Genomic DNA, 23345 nt, shown 5'->3' with positions numbered 1-23345 from the left:
GAATATGATGATGAGCTTAGGAATATTTGCTACCTGTGGTGCAGTATATGTCTGTGTAGTTTATTTGTGTGTAGTTTTTAACCCGTTTAAAAATACGATCTCCCATCACACAATTGCTTTTAACTCAAAGCCTTCTGATTAAAGATGATGATTTGCAGTCAATTATTTTTTATTGAATAATTGATAAAACGTTTTAGCTGCTAGCAGTTGAATTATATATTATTAACTAACCATTTACTAAACCTAAACCAATGAAAATCAATCTACTAAAGATTTCAGGGCTTTCTGTGCTTTTTTTGCTCAATAGTCCTGCTTTTTCGATGAATCCGGTTGCTGAAAAATCCGATGGATTTTCTGAGCTAAATATGCCTTTAGTGCATATCCAAAACCGAAAAGTAATTACAGGGACCGTATTAGACGAAAAAAACATGCCTATTCCTGGAGTTGGCATCAAAAACATTTCGTCAGGTAAAACTGCTGTAACCGACGAAGCTGGTAAATTCAGCATTGAGGCCAACACAAACGATGTGATCCGTTTTTCTTATGTGGGCTATCAAAATAAAGATATAACAGTAGGCAATGAAGCTAACATTAGCGTTAAAATGGCACCTGCCGAAGCCAATAAGTTAGATGAAGTAGTGGTAATTGGTTATGGATCGGTGAAAAAAACAGATCTTACGGGTTCTGTTGGTGTGGTCAAAGCCAGCGAACTTCAGGAACGTCCGTCTTCATCGCTAAACCAGGCACTAGCTGGCCGTATTTCTGGTGTACAAGTAAACACCAACTCGGGTAGGCCCGGCGGGCAGACTAATATCAAAATCCGTGGATTTAGTTCAATCAATACAAGCAACAATCCACTTTATGTAGTAGATGGTGTGGCTTTGCCAGTGGGATCGCAAACACAGAACAGTAACGCTATCGATTACATTAACCCAAGCGATATCGCTTCAGTAGAGGTGTTAAAGGATGCTTCTTCAACGGCCATATACGGTGCAAGGGGTGCAAATGGGGTAATTTTAATCACCACTAAAAAAGGAACAGCAAATGCCCAACGCATTACCTATGATGCAGATTTTGGTATAAATACATTGGCGGCACATCATGTTAAGATGCTTGATGCCTTCGAATACGTTAAAGTGCAGGATCTGGCTTATGAGAATATTAAAGTTTACGATCCGGTAGGTTGGGCAGCAGGAAGTTACGCATCCAAACCCGTTCCAAAAGCAGCCAGAATTGCCTTACCTCAATTTTTCGATGGCAATGGAAATCCATTATATAATACCGATTGGTTAAAAGAATCTACACAGAACAAACTTTCGCAAAATCACCAGCTGGGTTTTACAGGTGGAAACGAAAATAGTACTTACGGTGTTTTTGCAGGCTACCGCGATGACCAGGGACTTTTACTGAACTCTTATTTAAAACGATATTCGGGCAGGTTTAATTTCGATAGTAAAATTAAACCATGGTTAAAGGTAGGCGGTAATTTGAGCTACAATAACCAGAATGAAAACATTGTTGATCAGGGAACTGGCGGCTTAAATTCGGTCCGTATGATTACAGAAGCATTTCCTTTTCTACCGATTAAACTGGCAGATGGCAAGTGGGGCGATAATAAACTGATTCCATGGGCAGAAGGAGGCTCTAATCCGGTGCACATCTTAACTGATCAAAAATATGGAATGGTTACCCAAACTGCTTTGGGAAGTATTTACTCTACCATCAGCTTTAGCAAAGATTTAGAGTTCCGTACCCAGTTAGGGGCCAATATTGTGAGCCGTAACATTAATGAGTACAATGCCAAACAATTATACGGTATCTCTGATGGCCAGAATGGAACGGCCAATGTAACCGATGATCGGGAAACCTTCTGGTCACTGGAAAACTATTTAACCTATAACAAACGTTTTGCCGAATCGCATGCCATTAATGCGTTATTGGGTATCTCCTGGCAGGCCACCAGCTTCTTTAGCAATACCAGCCATGCGGAGAATTTTGTAACCGATTTTTACGGAAACAATAACATGGGCTCTGGAAGTAAATCGATTACAGTGGGCTCTAGCCGGAACAGATCGGCTTTTAACTCTTATTTTGGAAGATTAAACTATGCTTTTAAAGATAAATACCTGGTTACTTTTACAGGTAGGGTAGATGGCTCATCCAAATTCGGAGAGAACCATAAGTTTGCCTTTTTCCCTTCGGCAGCACTGGCCTGGAAAGCTTCAGACGAAGATTTTCTTAAAGGAAACAAAACTATCTCTAACTTAAAACTAAGAACCAGTTATGGTTTAAGTGGTAACTCAGAGCTCCCTGCGTATCAATCGCTCGCCACATTGGTTAATAACTCAGCTATTATTAATGATAGTAAGGTAACCGGTATTGGTATCGGCAGGTTGGCCAATCCGGATCTGGTTTGGGAAAAAACAGCACAGGTTGATGCGGGTTTAGAATTAGGTTTGTTTAACAACCGCATTAATTTAGAGGCCGATCTTTATTATAGAAAAACAACCGATATGTTATTGGATGCCCCGGTTCCACGTACCACAGGATATTCGGTGATCAGAAAAAATATCGGGTCTATGCAGAACAAAGGTTTAGATTTAGGGATTAATACGGTAAATGTACAAACCGACAATTTTACCTGGAAAACCAGCTTCAATATCTCCCTTAACCGTAACAAGGTACTTTCTTTGGCTACTCCTGATGATATTTTTGGTGTGGGTAACCCAAATTTCACCAATCAAACTGGTATTATCAGGGTAGGTGAGCCTGTGGGTTCATTCTGGGGGCTTGTACGTTTAGGAACCTGGAGCGAGGCCGAAAGGGCAGAAGCAGCCCAATATGTAAGTTACCGGGGTGGTAAAACTTTGCTTCCTGGCGATATTAAATATTTAGATGTAAACGGCGATCATGCCATTACAGATGCCGACCGTCAGATTATTGGTAACGGAACGCCGAAAGGCTGGGGGTCGTTTGGTAACTCATTCCGCTATAAAAACTTAGAGCTGATTGTAGAACTTCAATATTCTTATGGGAATGATGTGTTGAATATGACCCATCACTCGGGTGAAGACAGACAGGTACAGGCCAATAGCTTTGCCAGCGTATTGAATGCCTGGACTCCTCAGAATCAAAATACACCGATCGCCGCAATCAGGGATCAATCTGCCGGATATGTTACCAACGTGGATACCCATTGGTTAGAAGACGGTTCTTTCATCCGTGGAAAAAACCTTTTACTAGGTTATACTTTTGATAAAACACTTGTCGAAAAATTACGCTTAAGCAAACTTCGTGTTTATGCATCTGTTCAAAATTTCTTCCTGGCAACCAAGTATACAGGTAACGACCCTGAGGTAACTACCTATGGAAATGCATTTGCACAGGGTCAAACATTTTTCGATTATCCAAAGCCAACTACATTCATGGTAGGTTTAAACATTGGATTATAACATTAACTAAAGAAAGGATATCAACATGAAAATGAACATAAAAAATATCGCTGCTTTGTTGTTGCTAAGCGGCGCTATAATCGCAAACTCGGGATGTAAGAAGTTTTTAGATGAAACAGATCCCACCAATCTTTCGCCCAATAGTTTTTATACTTTACCAGAACATGCGGAAGCAGGTATTGCTGCTGTTTATGCAGAGATTCGGTTTATTGGAAACGGTGCCGGTATTTATTCCAACAACTGGCAGATGCTTGATGCACCAACCGGCATACAATCTACCGAAACAGCACAAAACTCCGATCTGAACAATTTGTATTCATTAATTTATGATGGAACAAACCTGCATGTTAACCAAAACTGGAACGGCTTTTACAAAGTGATTGCACAAGCTAACCTGGTGTTGGATAAAGTTCCGGGCATTAACCCGATGGACAATGCACAGAAAAAAAGGATTTTAGGAGAGGCTGCTTTCATCAGGGCCTGGGCATATTTTTACCTGGTACGTTTATGGGGCGATGTGCCTTTAATCACTAAACCGATTACCAGTCCTAACGATCCCAATTTTTCTCCTTCCCGTACACCACAAGAGCAGGTATACAAACTCATTGTTGATGATCTGGTTGCTGCAGAAGCGGCAGGTCTGCCTTTTATGGATGCGAGTGGACGTGTTTCTACAGCAGCAATTAAATCTGAACTGGCAAAAGTATATTTAACCATGGCCGGACAGCCACTTAACAAAGGAGCAGCGTATTATAAATTAGCTGCAGATAAGGCCAAAGAGGTAATCGATTATTCAACCGGGAATCCAGCATCACTTGGCTTGTTCCCTGGTTATGGAGCCCTTCACGATGCGAAGAATGACAATAAAATAGAGCATTTATTCGGAATCCAATACAATGATGCTGCCGGATCTGGTAACCCCTTGCAATCATCTTATTTACCTTTGCACCAGCCATTGGTTTCTAAAATTGATGGCATTGGAACGGCTATTCCAACCGCAGATTTTTATGGTTCGTATGAGGCGGGAGATTTAAGGGCTAAAAACAGAGAAGGTTATTTCTTTACCGATTATTATACCGATGGATTTAAAATGCCGTTGATTAACCGCGGTAAGCCTTATGTTTTTAAACACTTCGATCTGATTGCAAATGGAACACTAGGTGTAGAAGGTACCAGCAGGAGCGATCTGAATATTCCACAGATCCGTTATGCCGAAACCTTATTAATTTATGCCGAAGCACAGAACAGGGCAGATGGTAGTCCGAATGTTGCAGCCTATACTGCTATAAATGCAGTACGAAAAAGAGCGCAATTGGCCGATCTTGCAGGTTTGAGCCAAACACAGTTTGAAGAAGCCGTTTGGAGAGAACGCTGGCACGAACTGTGCTACGAGGGCGTTACCTGGTTTGATATGGTGCGGTTACGTAAAGTGTACAATGAAAGCACCAATGGTTTTGATAATTTTGTTGGCCACATTAATAAAAGTGTAAACCAACCTTTGCAAACCAAACATTTATTGTTCCCGATTCCTACTTCAGAAATCAAAAACAATCCTAACCTGACTCCAAATCCAGGTTATTAAACAACAGTATTTTATTATTTCTAATGGTTGGTGTCACACCGACCATAAATAATGTTTTAACAAAAAAACGGGTGCCCGATACGAGGCATCCGTTTTCATCGTCGTTTCGGCTGAAGCACAACCGAATAGAGATCCCTCGCCGCCGCTCGCGAGCATACTAAAGCAATGGAGGTGTTTATCAGCAATTTTATAGTCTTTAACTATTGTATGGGCAGATTTTACGGTAATTCATAAATTGAGTTTAAAAAAATAAAAGGAGTGAAGGGGCTTTTTTAATTTATTAGACTTATTTTTGCGGCAAATTATAGAACCACACAGGGAGATTAATTGATGCCTGTGAACCTCGACAATTATTAGAAAACTAATATTTTATCAATGACAAACGACAAAAAAGAAATATTCGAAAGCGTAGCACAACGTTTAAAAATTGAAGGTTTTAATGTAGTAAACCGCGATGAAACACGCCCTTGGGGTGGTTTTTTTGTAATAGATGAAGCACAGGCGCAACAATTTGCCGATACTTATTTTGATGGATTAAATGTTGAAGACCTTAAAATTGGCGGTAAATTAAGTCCGAAAATTTTAATCGTTGCACCAAATACACGTCTTTCGTGGCAATATCACCACCGCAGAGCCGAAATCTGGCAAGTGGTAACCGGTACTGTTGGTATTAAAACCAGCCAAACTGATGAAGAAGGTGAAGTGAAAAAATATGCTCCAAAAGACCAGATCAAATTACAACAAGGTGAACGCCACCGCTTAATCGGTTTAGAAGATTGGGGTGTTGTAGCAGAAATATGGCAACATACCGATGCTTCAAATCCATCAGATGAAAGCGATATCGTACGTGTTCAAGACGATTTCGGTAGATAATAAATAATTTAAAAAAGAATCCTGTTCTATGCATTGGAACAGGATTCTTTTTGTCTAAACGCTTAATTTAAAGCGTTTTTTCTACACGATTAAAAACTAAACGCCCTCAAAATACGTTTATAAAGCATATACATCCTTACATGATTATCTTCATTTTTTTTCTTTGCCATTGGTTTTTATCCCTGTTTAGCCAAACCTTTTTCCTTCACCGTTACTCGTCGCACAAGATGTTTAAAATGGAGCTTTTTTGGGAGCGGTTTTTCTATCTGATATTGCTGATCTCGCAAGGCTCATCATTTTTAAACCCCAGGGCTTATGCCATTCTGCACCGGATGCACCATGCTTATAGCGACACAGAGAAAGATCCACACTCACCACATTTTTTTAAAGATGTTTTCGGGATGATGGTTGCAACGAAGAATATGTACATGAATTATCTGCAATTTAAAATACAGCCAGAGCCAGCTTTCCAGGGAAATTATCCTGAATGGCCAATTGTGGATAAGATTGGAAATTCATGGGCCTGGAGAATTGCATGCGGCCTATTTTACATTGGTTTTTATGTTGCTTTTGCCAACCACTGGTGGCTGTTTATTTTATTGCCGATCCACTTTTTGATGGGCCCTTTACATGGGGCAATTGTAAACTGGTGTGGTCATAAATATGGCTATTCTAACCATGATAATGATGATCATAGCAAAAACTCATTACCTTGGGATTTCTTATTAATGGGCGAACTTTTTCAGAACAACCACCACAAAAAACCAAACAGTCCTAACTTTGCTACCAAATGGTGGGAATTTGATCCAACCTATCCGGTAATGAAGGTATTGCACTGGATGCGTATTATAAAAATTAGAAAGGTTTAAGGGAAGACTAAAGCTCAAAGCTAAGTGCTCGTCATACTATTCCGAATGTTCGGGATTTATTCCATGGTCTGTGTCCTCACAGACCATTTGTTTTTTCCGTTTGGTTCACTAAACCAGCCATAGCTTTTTTCCGCCACGGAAACACTGGAATCACGGAATTAATCTTTACAACTTGTTATCCTGTTGGAGGACTGTCAGAAGTTTCATTTCATGGTTTTGAGTGTAATCAAAGAGCAATAAGGGGCTTACTGTCATCCATAATTCCTTTTACCGATAAAAGCGTAGTGTTTGCCGACAAATTGATAGAGTTAGTGTAAAAAGTATAGCTTATAATTGTAACAAAATGCAATTTGCGTAGACTAATTACAAAAGACTAACTCTTAACATGAAAAAACTTCTACTACTTACCTTCATCCTTGGATTATTTTTTACCGCGCATGCCCAGTTTACTGGCGGCGGCTTGGGTGGAGGACCAAAAAAATCTACCGTTACCGGACGTATTACCGCAATTATACTCGATTCACTAACTAAAAAACCAATTGACTACGCAACGGTATCGTTGGTTACTGCAAAAGATAACAAATCTGTAAACGGTGGTGTAACCGATGGAAAGGGGAAATTAAGCTTACAAAATGTATCGCCTGATTCTTATAAGCTAATGATCGGTTTTATGGGCTACAAAACAAAATCTGTTTTGGTTACCACCACGCCATCCAAACCCGATAATAATATAGGTACAATTTATATTTCATCAAGCGAAAATACGCTGGCAGATGTGCAGGTTCAGGGAACAAAAGCGGTTATCGAAAATAAAATCGATAGAATGGTTTATAACGCAGAAGCAGATGGTACAAACGCTGGCGGTGATGCAACTGATGTAATGCGTAAGGTGCCGATGTTATCGGTTGATATTAATGGCAACGTGCAGTTGCGTGGTGGCGCGGTACGCGTTTTAATTAATGGCAAGCCTTCCGGTACTATGGCCAGCAGCGTTGCTGATGCTTTAAAAATGATCCCTGCAGAGCAGATTAAAAGTGTGGAGGTAATTACCAGTCCATCAGCTAAATATGATGCAGAAGGTTCTGGAGGTATCATCAATATTATTACTAAAAAATCTAATGCACAAGGCGTAAGTGGTTCGGTAAATGCTTCTGCAGGTACACGTCAGAACAACGGTGCATTTAACTTAACTGCAAAAACGGGCCGTTTAAGTGTTAATACTTCATTAGGAGGAAATTTTGCATACGCTCAGAATTCGAGGGTTGTCATCGTTAACAACACCAAACTAAATAATGGGGGTGTTAACAATTTATCACAAGACGGTTTCTCAAAATGGAGCAGAGATGGCTTAAATGGTAGTTTAGGTGTTGATTATGATTTTAATGCATATAACAACATTAGCTCTAATGTAAAGTTTAACCGTTTTTCAAATGGAGGTCCAGGTGAATCGGATTTTATTTATAATAGTATTCGTCAAAGAAATATCAGCGATATGGATATGACATTCAGTAATATGGATTGGAATGTCGATTATAAAAAGACCTCTAAAAAAGAAGGTGAAGAGTTTTCTATTTCTGCGCAGCTATCTACCGGCCGTACGCCGCAAAGGTTTAGTAATACGCTTATTCCTCAGGATTCTTTAACAGGAGTAACTACTGAAAGAAATAATACCAGTAAAAATAATGAGTACACTGTTCAAACTGATTATACGTATCCATTTTCTAAATCAACAACCTTAGAAGTTGGCGCAAAAGGTATTTTTCGTAAAATTAGAAGCCAGTTCGATTTTTCGTCACAAGACTTTGATTATAATCAAGATGTTGCCGCAGCTTATGGTGTAATTAGCTTCAACTTAACCAAAAAATTAAAGTTTAAAGGTGGTTTAAGAACGGAATATACTACAATAAGTTTTAACACTAAGGCTAACGGAATTCAGAAGAATGATTATTTGAATTTATTCCCTAGTGCAATCATATCTCAAACCTTAAAAGGAAATGCAACATTAAAACTGAGTTATAACCGTCGTTTACAAAGACCTGGTCAAAACTATTTAAATCCTTTCCTTAACGATAGTAACCCAATTAACTTACAGCAGGGAAATCCATATTTAAATCCTGAATTAAGTGATAACTTAGAGTTGGGCTACAGTACCTTTATAAAAGGATCGGTAATTAATGCATCAGTGTTTTACCGCCGTACAGGAGGGATAATCGAAAGTTCACTTACTACAACTGCTGCCAATACACCATTAACCACTTACATTAATGTGGGTACTGGCCAAACTTACGGTTTCAATGTCTTTGGCTCATACAACCCTAAACCAAAATGGACTTTGATGAGTAACTTTGGATTAAATACTTATGAAGTGGATAACAAGGTAGCCAATTTTAATACGGGTACTTTTGTAAACTATAATATTTTTGCCCGTTCTGCATATGGTTTTGGTAAAGGTTATAATTTTGAATTATTCGGTGTAGTAAATTCTCCAAGAAGAACGTATCAGGGTAAAACAGATGCGATGATCTTTTATGGTGCATCATTCAAGAAAGATATCTTAAACAAAAAAGGGTCAATTGGTGTAAATACTTTGAACCCTTTCACAAAAGATCTTCACATCCAAACTGTAAATAACTCTATTACACCTACTGGAACAGTTTTTCAGAGCCAAAATATCTACTATCCGCTGCGTTCTTTTGGTGTTAACTTTAGTTATTCTTTCGGTAAACTTAAATTTACAGAAAAKAAAAAAATCAAAAACGACGATGTAAAGCAAGATCAGCAACAAGGAGGTGGCATGGGCGGTGGCGTTCAGCAGTAAAACCCAATTTAACATACATTTTAAGCCTTTTCGATTTCTTTCGGAAGGGCTTTTTTTCTTTCATGTCTCCATTTCTTTTCTGTAAAAGCGTTAAAGCTACGCTAACCAATTTTTAAGTAGTAATATTCTTGCATAATTAGCTTATAAGTCGGTTTATGCGTTTTTTGTTGATGTTTTTTGCGATATTTTGCAGGATGAAGGGTGTTTGTGTAAAATTTTGCACGAAATACAGCCTTATTGATCATGTTTTGTGCGTGTTTTTGGTGCTAAAAATGTTATATTGCATATAACTAAAATCCCCTAAACTAAACAATTGTGATATGAGAAAAATCTTTACCTCACTTTTTTTTCTTTTTATTTTACTGATTGGCCTATCCACAATGGCACAGGTAAAAACAATAACAGGAAAAATAACCGCTGTTGATGATGGAGGTCCATTACCCGGAGCAAGTGTAAAAATCAAGGGCAGTACAACAGGTACTTCCACCGATACCAATGGTAGCTTTACCATTCAGGTGCCATCAACTAACGCTGTACTGGTAATCAGTCTTATTGGGTATAAAACACAGGAAATTACTGTTGGCAGTAAAACCACAGTTAATATAGGGCTGGCTGCGGATGCACAGGAACTACAGGAAGTAACCATTTCAACCGCACTGGGAATTACCCGACAGGCTAAATCTTTAGGTTATGCTGCACAATCTGTAAAATCCGAAGACCTGAATTATAATCACCAGCCTAACTTGCTTAATGCATTACAAGGTAAGGTTGCAGGTGCAACAATTTCAAGCACTGGCGGTGGCCCGGGCCAGGGAGCAAGTATCCGGATCAGGGGAGTTAACTCTATTGACCCTAACATTTCTGGCGATCCTTTATATGTAATAGATGGAGTGCAGATTGATAACTCTACCTCTACAGTCGGGGCTAATCCCGATGGAACCGCATATGGTTCAAGAGGGGTAACCAATAGGGCTTCAGATATCAATCCAGAGGATATTGAAACCATCAATATTTTAAAGGGAGGTGCCGCTACCGCGCTTTATGGATTAAGAGGTGCAAATGGTGTTGTGGTAATTACCACTAAAAGAGGTAAGCAAAATGGCGTTAGCGTTAATTTCAACAGTAGTTACGGCTATGATGAAGTGTTGAAATCGCCGGATGTACAAACAGAATATACCCAAGGCGTGTTGGGCGTTTATACCAACCCTCCGGGCGGAATTGGACCGGCATGGGGGCCAACCATTGCCGAAGCGAAACTGATCGATCCGACTCACCCTGATCAATTGTTTAATAACTACGACCGTGCTTTTGGTAAAGGTCAGCAGGTTAAAAATTCGATTTCGGTTACCGGAGGAAGTGAAGCGATTAAATTTTTCTCTTCTGTTTCGCAGTTGTACCAAAAAGGAATGATGCCAAATACCGATAACAAAAACTTCTCGGGACGTTTAAATACAGACTTTACCATCAGTCCAAAATTTAAGGCCGCTGTAAATATGAATTTCACCAATTCTGGCGGATATAGTTATAGTGCAGACCGTTTTGGCGAAAGTTTGGCCTATTGGTCGCCGCGTTATGATGTGGCAGATTATCAGAATGCAGATGGTTCGCAAAAATACTTCGGTACCAATAATCCAATCTGGGGTACAGCAAACAACAGGCTTAAAGGTGATGTTAACCGGTTTATCGGTGGGGCAAGCCTAAGTTATGATCCCGCAAAGTGGCTTAATTTTTCTTACCGTTTAGGTGTAGATACATATAATGACAACCGTGTGCGAACTGCCCGCGGACCGATGTATGCTACTGAAGCCATGTACGATAATGCTCAGGGTTATTATGGTGAATACAATACCAAGTTTAGAACCATTAACAGCACTATCGTTGCCACACTTACCTCTAAACTAACAGATGATATTACCGGGACTTTAAGGCTTGGGCAAGAGCTTTACGACCGTAAATCGAAGGAGATCGGTACTTTGGGCAGTATCCTCGGTGTGTACAATTTCTTTAATCTGGCTAATGCAGGTGTACTTACCCCAACACAAACCCTGCGACAAAAAAGACTGATCGGTTATTTTGGAGAAGCGACTTTTGATTACAAAAATTACCTTTTCTTAACCGTAACCGGAAGAAATGACATCACTTCTACGCTGCCAAAAGCAAACAGGTCGTTTTTCTATCCTTCAGCAAGTTTAAGTTATGTGTTTTCTGATCAATTTAAGTTGCCTGCCGTCATTAATCAGGCCAAGTTGCGTTTGTCTTATGCAAGGATCGGAAAGGATGCATCTGAGTATTCTACCTTTACCGGATATTCGCCTTATACTTCGCTGCCAACCGGAACAGGTGGTTTAACCATTGCTCCAAACCTTGGTAATCCCGATATTCGTCCCGAATTTACCAATACCTACGAGGCTGGTTTAGAGATGTCGTTCTTTAAAAACCGTTTAGGATTCGATTTTACTTACTATTATTCATTAAGCAAAGATCAGATCATTCAAACGCAGATTTCTTCGGCAGTAGGTTATGTAACCAAATCAATCAATGCAGGCGATATCAGGAACAGGGGAGTTGAGTTGGTATTGAATGGTAAACCAATTGTATCAAAAGATTTCAGGTGGGATGTAAATGTTAATTTTTCGGCCAACAGAAATATGGTATTGAGTATGCCTAACGGAATATCGGAAATTGTTTACGGTGCGGCAAGAGGTTATGGCAATGCGGGAGTAACGATGAAACTGATCCAGGGACAGCCATATGGCAATATTTATGGCAGCTATTTTAACCGTTATTATGGAAGTACGCCAGAAGATCCGATTGTACTGGATAAAGATCTTCCATTGCTGATTGGAGCAAACGGATTCCCGAGCATTTCAGGCGGCAAGCAAAAATTACTGGGTAATTCGCAGCCAAACTATATCATTGGTATGGGCAATACTTTCAAATACAAAAATTTCAGTTTAAATGTATTGTTTGATGCGCGTTTAGGATTTGAGAAATACAACTGGTTAGAAGATTTTTATTCGGCCTTTGGATTGCCTGATTATACAGCAGATAGAAGAACAGTACGGGTGTTTGACGGCCTTTTGGCCAATGGACAACCAAACGCCAAGCCTGTTTACATGGGGCAGCGGATCGGACCGGACGGGGTTGATTATGGCGAAGGGTATTACCGCATTTACTACCGAAACGTTTCTGAGCCTTTTGTAAGCGATGCCTCATGGGTACGTTTACGTTCTGCAAGTTTAACGTATAATTTACCGGAGAACTGGTTGCCTGCAAAATCAATCAAAAATGCTTCACTATCCGTTACCGGAAATAATTTATGGTTATGGACGAAATATTATGGTGTAGATCCAGAATCGAGTTCTTTCGATTCGGGTAGTAATAATGATGGCTCTGCCGGATTTACGTATCCATCTGCCCGTACAATTATGTTTACACTTAATGTTGGTTTTTAAATAGAATTACGATGCAAAAGATTATAAAATATACATGGTGCGCAGCTTTAATTGCAACACTAGGTTTGCAGAGTTGTAAAGACGATTATTTTGATAAATTGTCTGATAATCCTAATCAGGTTCCAACGCCAACACTCAATGCATTGTTGGCAACGTCAACTTACAAAATCGGAAATAACAATTTCCTTGTCGGAAGCATTGTTGCCCCCTATGTGCAATATACCGCCAATCCTTCAGCCAATGCGGCCGGAGATACCTACCAGGCAATTGATTTTACTACCACCTGGGATGCGCTTTATTTTGCCATGGCCGATGCTAACGAAATGAAAAAACTGGCAGTTGCACAAAGCTCCAGCGAGTATAAAGGTGTAGCCGATGTGATTATTGCCTATAACCTTACCTTGGTAAATGATTTATGGGGAGATGCTCCGTTTTCGCAAGCTTTCGACATTAACAACCTTAAGCCAAAATATGATAAACAACAGGAGGTATATAACCAAGCCATAGTACTATTGGATGAAGCCATTGTTGAACTTGCCAAAACCAATGCAACAGTTAAACTGGCCCCTACAAGCGATTTAATTTATGGGAAAACTCCTGCCACTGAAAGGGCAAACTGGTTGAAAATGGCTTATGGTTTAAAAGCCAGATTATTGAACAAAATAAGTAAAACAAGTTCTTATAATCCTACAGCAGTATTGGAAGCACTGAGTAATTCCTTTACGGCAAATGCGGATGATGCCGGAATGGCTACTTTTAAAGAACGTAACCCATGGGCCAATGTGGCACTATCCAATTCGCAACAATCGCTTGGTGGATGGCTTTCTGAACAGTTGATCGATGCGCTAAAAGGTACAACTTTTCCAGGTGTGGTAGATCCGCGCTTGGAAAAGATAACTGATAAAACGGTGAATAATACTTACATCGGAACCGTAAATGGGGCAGGTAACAGATTGCCTGGTGCAAACACCACAAAAGATGAGTGTTATATTTCTAGTAACTCTCCATGGACCAGCAATACTGCTCCAATACTTATTGTTACTTATGCTGAGCTGAAATTTATCGAAGCTGAAGCTTATTTTGATACCGATAAAACGAAAGCCTATGCAGCTTATTTGGCTGGTATTAGTGCTAATATGGATAAACTTTTGGTTTCGACAACTGCAAGAGATGCTTATCTGGCCAATCCTGTTGTTAATGTTGGTGCTGCGGCTTTAACAAAAGATCTTATTTTTAAAGAGAAATACATTGCAACCTATTTAAATCCTGAGGCCTGGAATGACGCCCGCCGTTTCGATTACAAGTACAAGGATTTCGGTATGCCGGCCAACGCTGCGCTTCCAACCTTTATCCGTCGTTTGGATTATCCACAGGGCGAACGCAGTAAAAACGGGGCAAATGTTCCGGCAGATGTGGCAAGAACAACCAAACTGTGGTGGGATCAGTAACATTCTTATAAAAAACAATAATCAGAGTCCTAACTGCACATCGGTTAGGGCTTTTTTTTATAATTTATCCGCTCAATATCAAGTAATGAAAAAATCGCTGCTTATACTGCTCATACTAATATCTGCCGCTAAAATTTTTGCACAGAACTTTACACTGAAATCAGTTTTAAGTTATCCTTTCCCCACACAATTGGTAGCCTCGCCCGTTGGCTCTAAAATAGCTTGGGCCGCAAATGAACAGGGAAAAAGAAACATTTATACTGCTGAAGCGCCTGATTATAAAGCAATAAAAAATACAGATTATAATGATGATGATGGGCAAGAATTAACCAGTTTATCTATTTCTGCAAATGGCAAATGGATTGTATTTGTACGTGGCGGCGATCATGGTGGAAGAGATGGCGGACCGGTTAACGCAAATTCATCTCCAATTGCACCAAAAATACAGGTGTTTGCTGTGCCTTTTGGCGGTGGAAAAGTTATTGCAATAGGTGAAGGCGATAATCCCATTATTTCACCAAACAGTGAACAGGTGCTGTTTAGCAAAGCAGGTCAGGTGATGGTTGCCCCGATTGATGGATCGTTTCCGGCAAAAAACCTGTTTTACGCAAAAGGCATCAACTCAGGTTACAAATGGTCGCCGGATGGGAAGAAGATTGTGTTTGTTTCCAACCGCACAGATCATTCTTTTATAGGTATTTATACCGATCAGCAAACGGCGATACAGTGGTTATCACAATCTTTTTCTAAAGATAATGCACCGGTTTGGTCACCAGACGGCAATGCGATTGCTTTTATCCGCACAGCAGGAACAGGTATAGAAACGGATTCGGTTTTAACGCGAAAACATCAGCCCTGGGCTATCTGGACGGTTAACGTAAATTCTGGAGAAGGAAAACAGATCTGGAAAGCTCCCGAAACGATCAGGGGTTCTTATCCTTCAATTGATGGTGGTGCCAATTTGCAATGGGCCGATGGTAAGATAATATTCACTTCATATGAGGACGGTTGGCCGCACTTGTATACTATTAATCCTGATGGATCAGGCCGTTTATTGCTTACCCCGGGTAATTTTGCTGTTGAAAACGTTAAACTGAGCAACGATAAAAAGACATTGGTTTTTGCAGCAAACACAGGTAACGAAGCAGATGATTTAGATAGGAGGCATATTTACAAAGTAGCAGTAAATAAGGCAAACGTGGAGGCATTGAGTTTTGGCAAAGGTATTGAAGCCTATCCTGTAATTTCGGGAGATAACCGTACTTTTTTCTGTTTAAGTTCTACAGCAGAACGGCCGCTTTTACCAGCTGTGTTAAATGATAAAAAGGCAGTTAAACTCATCGGCGAATCACTTATTCCTAACGATTTTCCCATCAAAGAAATGGTAATTCCAAAACATGTAAATTTTAAGGCACCCGATGGCCATACTGTATATGGACAATTGTTTTCTCCAAAAAAAGCAGATAAAAACAAGTCAGCAATCGTATATGTTCATGGTGGCCCTCAACGGCAAATGTTTTTGGGTTGGAACCCGATGGATTATTATTCAATTGATTATGCTTTAAACCAGTACCTGGTAAATATGGGGTTTACGGTTTTATCTGTAAATTACCGTTTGGGTACTGGTTATGGTTTTGATTTTCATAAACCTTTAAATGCCGGGCCACAAGGAGCAGCAGAATATCAGGATATAAAGGCTGCAGGCGAATGGTTAGCGAATCAGAAGGATATCAATAAAAATAAAATCGGCATTTATGGAGGTTCATATGGTGGCTACTTAACTGCGCTGGCACTTGGAAAAGATTCTAAATTGTTTGCAGCTGGGGTAGATATCCATGGCGTAAATTATAGGTTTAGTAATCCAGGAACCGAAGGAAAGGAGCCTGCCCCAGATGCTGCACTGGCCGCCAGGATAGCCACATCATCATCTCCGGTGAGTTATATCAACACGTGGACATCGCCAACATTGATTATACATGCTGATGATGATAGGAATGTTGCTTTTACTCAGAGTGTTGACCTTGCCAAGCGTTTTGAAGATAAGAAGTTTGATTTTGAATTTCTGGCCATTCCTGATGATACCCATCATTGGATGAAATTTTCTAACGGGTTAAAGGTGAGTGAAGCAACGGCCGATTTTCTTAAAAGGAAGTTAATGGATAAGAAGTAGCAATGGTTGCTTGTTGAAGACAACGTTTAGTTGACGATTTTTCTATTTCTTTTTTATCCGTTTCAAAATCATTAAACTCTGTGGATTAAAGGAATAACCTGAAATGTTGTTCTGAAGCATCACTACAGATTGATCGTAGAAAAGCGGAACAACAGGAGCATAATCCATTACCATCTGATCCATTTTGCGATACAGCTCAAAGCGTTTTTCGTTATCGGTTTCATAATAGCTTTTCTCAAACAGCTGATCGAATTCTTTATTGTAAAAAGCAGTGTAATTTGGTCCATAAGGGACTTTATTTTTTGAATAAAACATAGAAAGGAAATTCTCTCCATCGCCATAATCGGCCAGCCAGGAGCCACGGAAAAAGTTTACGCTGTTTTTCGACATTAAATCCCTTAAGCTGGCACTTGGGCTTACATCAATTTTAACTTTAATACCTACGGCAGTAAGCTCGCCCTGAATAAATTCGATCAGGTCTTTGTAGGTTGTCGTTGTATTTAGGGTTACTTCTCCCATACCTTTACCTTCTGGGAAACCAGCTTCCTCTAAAAGTTTAGCAGCAAGTTTTGGGTTATAGGCATATCCCTTTACAGCGAGGCTATCAAAACCAGGCATGCCTTTAGGAATGAAACCAGATGTTGCCGCTATGCCAATGCCATTTCTTAGGTATTTAATCAATCTGTCGCGATCGATTGAATAATTAATGGCCTGCCTGATTTTTTTTAAGCGCAATGGCGATTTCTTCACAATTGAAAGATTGGTATCAACCAATATACCTACATACTCGGTACATAAGTATGGGCTTTTGGTTAAGGTAAATTTTCCTTTGTACTTCGAGGTCATTTTTCCGCTTTTGGTCAGGATATCGTCGCGGTAACTGCCGTCAACATTATAGTAGAAATCCAGGTCCTTTTTCAGGAAACTCATGAAACCACTTTGTTTATCGGTGATGAAGCTGGCTTTTACAGCATCAAGGTAGGGTAATGCCATTCCTTTGGCGTCTTTTTCAAAATAATGCTCGTTTTTTAAAAGCACTAATATTTCACCTTCTTTCCAGTATTTAAATTTAAAAGGGCCGGTGCCAACAGGATGACTTCTGAAATCCTTACCATAATGTTCTACAACTTCTTTGGGTACAACAGAGCAGTATTGTGTAGTAAGTAAACTCATAAAGGGTGGGAAAGGACGCACCAGTTTGATCTGGAAAGTAGAATCATTTAACGCGATAAAATTATGCTTATCCTTCACTTTATCACTAAAAATCCACCCGCCCGATGAGGCGACCTTTGGATCGATTAAACGATAAAAACTATATACAAAATCACTTGCGGTTACTTTTCGGCCTTTGCCATTTTTAAAAATAGGATCATCATGAAAGTAAACATCCTTACGCAGGTTAAAAGTGTAAGTTAAAGCATCTTCCGAAACCTGCCAGCTTTTGGCTATGCAGGGCAGTGTTTGCAAGGATGAATCGATCTGTACCAAACCATTAAAAATCTGGTTGGTCATCCAGATGGCATTCTGGTTGCGCGCAAAGGCCGGATCAATAGAGGTTAAACCCTGATCGAGATTAATATTGAAGACTTTTTTGTCCTGATGATCAGCATTTTCCTTACAAGAAAAGAATAAGCTTACACAAAAAAACCAAAATATATAATTAAATGAGCCTCGCATGCGATCAGGAATGTTATTTTTGCACAAATTAATAAATTTAATGCAGATGTCTTTTTTAAACGATTTATTTATCGGCCTCGATGCTGCTCACCAAGAAGAATTACAGGAACGTTTAGATTTAGTGGAGCACAAGATTAAGTTTATGGATAAAATGCCTGTAGCCTGCTTAGATACGAGCAACAATCCGGAATATTTTTTATCGGAAGAAATTTCGCTGGCAGGTGGAATGATAGCGACTGACATACTAAGCGCTGTTTTTATTATTTACTATCAGCCGGGTAAAACTTTAACCGATTTAATGAGAGAAGTACCTGCGGCATTAAATACCGATTGGCAAGCGGTACAAAACAACAGAATCATTTTATTAAATGACGATGTTAACCGCGAAAGAACTGCTGAAAATGCCGTCTCGCTAATAGAAGATATCGCCGAAATGTTACACCCGGGTTCTTTTATCTTTGGTCACGAAGGTGATAAATGGATCAGATTTGGCGCATAGGGAATGTGAGATTTGAGAGACTAGATATGAGATGTGAGACGGTTGATGGGAGACTGGCCGTTGCACTTAAAACCTTTCAACTCTCTAACTTTTTCAATGCTTGCGCTCGTTTCCAAACGAGTGCATAAATAGTAATACGATTTAATCGTTTGAGACGATAGGCAATTCAACGCTTGTTGGCCTAATCTTATTGCGATGATTAGACTTGCAACCTTTTAACTTTCCAACTTTTACCTTCCGGCCCTCCACCTTCCAGCCTTTAAATTTCCTTAATCTGGTATTCTTCTATTTTACGGTAAAGTGTGGTTAAACCAATCCCCAGTAATCGCGAGGTTTCTGTTTTATTCCCTTTGGTATGGATGAGTACTTTTTGAATGTGTTGCTTTTCTATCTGTTGTAGATTATAATCATTTTCTATTGGTGCAAATTCAAAAAATTCGGGAGGTAAGGCGGTAGCGCTTAAGGTATCTCCATCCGACAGGATTACCAAACGTTCGATCACATTTTTAAGTTCCCGGATATTTCCTTTCCAGCTATGATCGCTCAATATTGATAAAATTTTATCATCCATTTTTGGTGCTGATCGGTTTACTTTATCTGCAAATTCTTTTAAGTAGTGTTTTGCCAATGCAGGGATGTCGGCTTTCCGATCGCGTAACGGTGGTAAGGTAATGGTGAAAACCGAAAGCCGATAATAAAGATCGGAGCGGAATTTTCCAGAAGTTGCATCGGCTTTTAAATTTTTATTTGTGGCGGCTAATATCCGAACATTTACCTGTTGCGTTTGGGTATCGCCTACTTTGATAAAAGTCTGACTTTCGAGTACACGCAATAGCTTTGCCTGTAAATCGAGGTTCATCTCGCCGATTTCATCCAGTAATAATGTGCCACCATTAGCTTCTTCCAACAGGCCTTTCTTGTCTTTATTGGCCCCAGTAAAAGCCCCGGCTTTGTATCCGAAGAGTTCGCTTTCCAGTAAATCAGGGCTAAAGCCACTGCAATTTAAGGCCACAAATGGTTTTGCTGCCCTAGGGCTTTCGTAATGGATAGATTGAGCGAAAACTTCCTTTCCAGTTCCAGTTTCGCCCAATAACAAAACAGTTGTATCGGTTGCACTTACTTTCTTGGCCAGATCAATCGCTTCCTTTAAAGCTTTTGATTGACCGATTATGGTTTCGAAGCTGTGTTTTTTAGCAATTTTGTTTTCCAGATCGGAAACCCTGCGCTGCAGATTTGATTTATCCATCGCCTTGTACAAAAGCGGAATAATCTTGTCGTTATCATCGCCTTTTACCAGATAATCGAATGCCCCGTTTTTAATTGCCAAAACGCCATCGGCAATGGTGCCGTAAGCAGTAAGATTTATAATTTCGACATAAGATTTTATGGCTTTGACATCTTTAACCAGCGCTACTCCATTAACATCAGGTAGTTTAACATCGCTGATTACAATGCTGACATCGTTATTTTTAAGCAATTTAAGGCCTTCTTTTCCAGTATTGGCTTGTAAGGTCTTAAATCCTTCTAATTCTATAATCCTGGAAAGTAAACTGCAGATTTTCTTTTCATCATCGATGATGAGCACCATGCCATTCATAGGTAAAATTTATGCTGCAATATTAAGTATAAAAATATCGAAAGATGATGAGGTGGATAAAATAAACAACTTTGGTTTTTAAACTTCAGGCTTCCGACTCCAGACTCCCAACTCCTTTTTCCTCGGTCTGTGTCCTCACAGAACGAAAGGATAAATATTGCTAAATTGGATTTAGAAAAGAAAGGAGTGACCTGTGGAGACATAGACCACTGGTTGAGATTAAATGATTTTTCGTAAAACCGAGTAAGGTCTTCGACTACGCTCAGACTGACAAATGTATGGTTATCTTTGGTCTTTAAGCTTTGGTCTCCCGACTCCAGACTTCCAACTCCGGACTTATTTTGTACCTTTTTCGTTTCCGAAGCATTAAAGTAAAAGCTTTTTGAGCATATTTGGTTTTTGCAAAACAAATTCTATGTTTAAGAGACTAACCGCAATATTCATATTTTGCTTTCCAGCAGTTTTTTGTGCTGCCCAACAAGTACGCCCAGCCAGATCTTCTGAAATTTATAGAGAGATAAAAACGTTAAAACACCTTCCGAAAGTTTTATATCTGGCTGCTCACCCCGATGATGAGAATACTGGTTTATTATCTTGGTTAATCAACGATCAAAACGTAGAAACAGCTTATTTGTCGCTTACCAGGGGAGACGGCGGACAAAACCTTTTGGGCACCGAACAAGGTGCAGCCTTAGGCCTGATCAGAACACACGAACTTTTGGAAGCCCGTAGATTGGACGGTGCGCAACAATTTTTCACCAGGGCAATCGATTTCGGATTCTCTAAAAATACCAACGATACTTTTAAACAGTGGGATGCCGATAGCATTACCGCCGATGTGGTTTGGGTGATCAGAAAATTTAGGCCGGATGTAATTATCTGTCGTTTCCCGCCAACTGCTGCTGCGGGTCACGGTCAGCATGCTGCTTCGGCGGTTGTGGCGGAAAAAGCATTTAAGGCTGCTGCTGATAAAAATATGTTTCCAAACCAGCTTAAATATGTATCTGTTTGGCAACCAAAAAGACTATTGTGGAACACTTTTAGGTTTGGTTCAGTAAATACCACAGCCGAAAATCAATTAAAGGCAACTGTTGGGCAATACGACGCACAATTGGGAATGGGTTATGGTGAGCTGGCAGGATTAAGCCGAAGTTTACACAAAAGCCAGGGAGCAGGAACACAATCGGTGGCCGGTGTACGTTCCGATTATTTTACAAATGTTTTAGGCGATCCTGCTAAAAGAACTTTGTTCGATGGCTTAAGCCTTAACTGGTCAGACAAAGGTATAGGCGATATTGATGAACTAATCGATATTATCCTGTTATCTTTCAATTATAACCAACCCGATAAGAGCCTGCACGGATTGTTGATGCTGAGAAAGAAAATTGCCGAATTGCAGGATGCAGCCTTGAGAAAAGATAAGCTTGCGGCTATCGATAACATCATTTTAAGCAGTATAGGTTTTATGGGTGAGGTGGTAACCAATCAACCCGAAGCAATTGCCGGCAATAGTTATAATTTTCGTTTAAACTTAATTTCAAGATCGGCCACCCCTGTTATTATTGAAGGTGTGAACTGGTTAAACCAGACAGATAATTTAAATAGAAAGCTTGCTAACGACTCGCTGATTACCATTGAACGTAAAATCCAGATTCCGGCAGACGCGGCACTTACTGAACCTTATTGGTTAGCCAAGCCTGCAAAAGATGCGGCAACATTCAGCGTAGCTAACGATACTTTAATCGGGCTTCCAGAAATGCAATCGCCTGTTAATGTGCTGTTGTCGCTGAAAATAGAGGCGGAAAAATTTAAAATCAGATTGCCTTTATCGTATAAAAAATTAGATCCTGTTAAAGGTGATGTTGTAGAAGCACTGAGGATCATTCCCGCTCTCGATTTAAGTTTTAGCGAGCCAGTTTATTTCGCTAAAGAAAAAGAAGCTTTAAATGTTAGCCTTCGTTTGAAGGCCAATAAGAACATCAATTATGGTAAGATAAGTTTCAAGATCGGCAACCAGGTAGTGAAAACCTTCCAGGGGATTAACCTGGCAGAGAATACCATCAATACGATGAATTTTCTTCTTCCGGTTGAAGATTTAGCCAAAATTAAAACCAGCCAGAATAAATTAGAAGCTGTTTTTTCATCAGAAGCGAATGAATATTCAAAAGGACAGGTATTAATTCAGTATCCTCATTTGCCAACACTACAGTATTTTGTTCCGGCCACAACCTGGTTGATTAAAGGAGATACAAAGGTGCTGGCGAAAAAAGTTGGGTATATTGAAGGGGCTGGAGATCTGATCCCTGAGTTTTTAAGACAGGCAGGTTTGCAGGTTGATGTATTAACAGAAGCAGATATCCTGAACTCAGCAAAACTGGCAAGTTACGATGCCGTGGTAACAGGAGTAAGGGTAATCAATACCGAAAAAAGAATTAAAAACTGGCAAACTGCTTTGCGCGGTTACGTAGAAAACGGTGGAACCATTGTGATGCAGTACAATACCACCCAAGATATGGCGCTACAGGATTTTGGTGTTTATCCGTTTAGCATCAGTGGTAAAAGGGTGACCGAAGAAAATGCAGAAGTTAAATTTTTAAAACCTGAACATAAACTGTTAAACTACCCAAATAAAATTACTGCTGACGATTTTAAAGGATGGGTGCAGGAGCGCGGTGCTTATTTCCCTGATAAATGGGATGCTAAGTACGAACCGCTTTTCGAGATGCACGATACCGATGAAGAACCGCTTCAAGGATCGACCCTGTATGCAAAATATGGCAAAGGGAATTTTATTTATACACCATTAGCATTTTTCAGGCAATTGCCTGCCGGAAATGTTGGCGCAGCCAGATTGTTCTTTAACTTTTTATCGGCTGGGAAGTGATGAAAAATCAATTCAAAAACT

The 23345-nt window shown here is 39.8% G+C and carries 12 protein-coding genes; 10 read left to right on the top strand and 2 right to left on the bottom strand.

Annotation, left to right across the window (positions count from 1 at the left end; translation table 11 throughout):
- Nucleotides 1–251 precede the first annotated feature (251 nt).
- The 8 genes from AC1DNH_RS09280 (at nt 252) to AC1DNH_RS09245 (ending at nt 16667) form a co-directional block, all read left to right on the top strand.
- Nucleotides 252–3452: a SusC/RagA family TonB-linked outer membrane protein gene (locus AC1DNH_RS09280; protein ID WP_477608896.1), complete on the top strand. Its 3201-nt coding sequence runs from the start codon at nt 252–254 to the stop codon at nt 3450–3452.
- 25 nt (nt 3453–3477) lie between these two features.
- Nucleotides 3478–5034 carry a RagB/SusD family nutrient uptake outer membrane protein gene (locus tag AC1DNH_RS09275; protein WP_477582705.1) on the top strand — a complete coding sequence of 519 codons (1557 nt, stop codon included), beginning with the start codon at nt 3478–3480 and terminating at the stop codon, nt 5032–5034.
- 375 nt (nt 5035–5409) lie between these two features.
- Complete coding sequence (locus AC1DNH_RS09270) at nt 5410–5907, top strand: cupin domain-containing protein (protein WP_025142534.1); 498 nt, start codon at nt 5410–5412, stop codon at nt 5905–5907.
- A 140-nt stretch (nt 5908–6047) separates the two neighbouring features.
- Nucleotides 6048–6776: an acyl-CoA desaturase gene (locus tag AC1DNH_RS09265; protein WP_215131673.1), complete on the top strand. Its 729-nt coding sequence runs from the start codon at nt 6048–6050 to the stop codon at nt 6774–6776.
- 385 nt (nt 6777–7161) lie between these two features.
- Complete coding sequence (locus tag AC1DNH_RS09260; RefSeq protein WP_477625333.1) at nt 7162–9594, top strand: TonB-dependent receptor; 2433 nt, start codon at nt 7162–7164, stop codon at nt 9592–9594.
- 320 nt (nt 9595–9914) lie between these two features.
- On the top strand, nt 9915–13049 hold the full coding sequence (locus tag AC1DNH_RS09255) for a SusC/RagA family TonB-linked outer membrane protein (protein ID WP_477625332.1): 3135 nt from the start codon (nt 9915–9917) through the stop codon (nt 13047–13049).
- An 11-nt stretch (nt 13050–13060) separates the two neighbouring features.
- Nucleotides 13061–14497: a SusD/RagB family nutrient-binding outer membrane lipoprotein gene (locus AC1DNH_RS09250; RefSeq protein ID WP_477582713.1), complete on the top strand. Its 1437-nt coding sequence runs from the start codon at nt 13061–13063 to the stop codon at nt 14495–14497.
- An 85-nt stretch (nt 14498–14582) separates the two neighbouring features.
- Nucleotides 14583–16667 carry a S9 family peptidase gene (locus AC1DNH_RS09245; protein ID WP_477582715.1) on the top strand — a complete coding sequence of 695 codons (2085 nt, stop codon included), beginning with the start codon at nt 14583–14585 and terminating at the stop codon, nt 16665–16667.
- Nucleotides 16668–16709: 42 nt separating this feature from the next.
- Here AC1DNH_RS09245 and AC1DNH_RS09240 read toward each other — a convergent pair whose 3' ends face one another.
- Entirely contained in the window at nt 16710–18344 is a 1635-nt protein-coding gene (locus tag AC1DNH_RS09240) for an ABC transporter substrate-binding protein (RefSeq protein WP_477625331.1), read from the bottom strand.
- Between the two features lie 46 nt (nt 18345–18390).
- On the opposite strand from AC1DNH_RS09240, the gene AC1DNH_RS09235 reads away from it, so the two are divergent.
- Nucleotides 18391–18843 carry a substrate-binding domain-containing protein gene (locus AC1DNH_RS09235; RefSeq protein ID WP_029275832.1) on the top strand — a complete coding sequence of 151 codons (453 nt, stop codon included), beginning with the start codon at nt 18391–18393 and terminating at the stop codon, nt 18841–18843.
- A 259-nt stretch (nt 18844–19102) separates the two neighbouring features.
- On the opposite strand, the gene AC1DNH_RS09230 is transcribed toward AC1DNH_RS09235, so the two are convergent.
- Complete coding sequence (locus AC1DNH_RS09230; RefSeq protein WP_477582010.1) at nt 19103–20440, bottom strand: sigma-54-dependent transcriptional regulator; 1338 nt, start codon at nt 20438–20440, stop codon at nt 19103–19105.
- A gap of 415 nt (nt 20441–20855) precedes the next feature.
- On the opposite strand from AC1DNH_RS09230, the gene AC1DNH_RS09225 reads away from it, so the two are divergent.
- Complete coding sequence (locus AC1DNH_RS09225) at nt 20856–23324, top strand: PIG-L family deacetylase (protein WP_477625330.1); 2469 nt, start codon at nt 20856–20858, stop codon at nt 23322–23324.
- The last annotated feature ends 21 nt before the right edge of the window (nt 23325–23345 follow it).

Source organism: Pedobacter sp. 01N310 (genome assembly GCF_056399805.1).
Note: the sequence above shows the minus strand (reverse complement) of the source record. Positions and strands in the feature narration are given on the sequence as shown.